Genomic DNA, 1,258 nt, shown 5'->3' with positions numbered 1-1,258 from the left:
GCACGGCAAGATTACGAAAGCTCTTGCCCAGCAAGGACTTGAGCTAGGTAGCTTGTACTCATGGCTGCTTTCTTTTGCTTTCTCTTTAAACCGGCTTTAAAGGTTGTTTCCTTATTGAGTAAATTCAGCGCTACATGACGTATGTTTGAAAACACTTCAGGTGCTTCACCTCGTCGTATACGACAGTTATCTTCTCGCATCGCAACATCCAATTTCCAGTGAAGCTTATTTTCAATATGCCAATGCGATCTTACAGCTTCAGCAAACTTCTTAGGCGTTAATTTAGCTGAGCTAATGAAGTATCGAATTGTAGCGTCTGTGGGAACTTCACCTTCGTTATTTCTAAAGGAAATACTGACTCCCAATGTTTGTAGCCCTGGCCACTCAAAGCCTAAATCAACAAACTCTCCAAAGGTTTCACATGTTATGTGCATTCGAGTTTCTTCACGCCCATGTGACTTTTCGTTTGTTGTGAAATATTCACCAGTCCACTTCTGTAGCTTATCCATAGAGAAATGTTTGATAAAGGCTTCTTCTAAGCGCTTATGATTACCTTTTACTGCAAGCAAGTAGTCAGCATCTTTATCTAAGATTGTTTGAGCTATTTGCTTCTGACAGCCCATTGCATCAATGGTTACAATGCAACCTCTAATGTCTAACAGTTTTAGTAACTCTGGAATTGCGGTAATTTCATTGGATTTTTCAGCCGTTTTTATTTGCCCTAACACAACATTATTGGCTGTAGAAAAAGCACTCACCATATGAATTGGACCAAGTCGTTTTGCTTTGTTATATGAACGGCGAACAGTTTTACCATCAATAGCGACAACATCGCCTTTAGTCATTTCATGACAAGCTTGCATCCAATCAATAAAGCATTGTTGGAACTGCTTTGCACTAATGCTGCTGACTACTCTGGCAATGGTATCGTGTGCGGGAATACCATTATCAAAATCTCCATAATTCTGAAGCCAGTCAAGACGTTCATGACCAAAGTCTTCGACTTCTTCCCAGCCTTCAGCACCAGCAATAACACCACAAATGGTGAGTAGCAAAATATCTGTTAGTTTGTGTTCAATCTTCCAGTCCTGTCGTGGATCTCTGATTGTGGAAAGTTGTTGGATCAAATCATGGCCGTTCATAAGAAATCTCATACTCTAAAAAGAAGTATAAGATCACAGTAGGATATAAAAGAAAAGCTAAATTTCTAAATCTACGGAAAACTAGCTGTGACGGGGCGTTTCATGATCTTTCCCTA

At 39.9% G+C, this 1,258-nt stretch carries 1 protein-coding gene; it reads right to left on the bottom strand.

What is annotated here, in order from left to right; all coding sequences use genetic code 11:
• Positions 1-11 precede the first annotated feature (11 nt).
• Positions 12-1,142: an ISAs1 family transposase gene (locus tag AC1EU0_RS19150; RefSeq protein ID WP_480304372.1), complete on the bottom strand. Its 1,131-nt coding sequence runs from the start codon at positions 1,140-1,142 to the stop codon at positions 12-14.
• Positions 1,143-1,258: the final 116 nt, after the last annotated feature.

This window comes from Parashewanella sp. 2210YD4-3 (genome assembly GCF_056591735.1).
The sequence above is the reverse complement of the archived record's forward strand: the minus strand, read 5'-3'. Positions and strand labels throughout refer to the sequence as shown.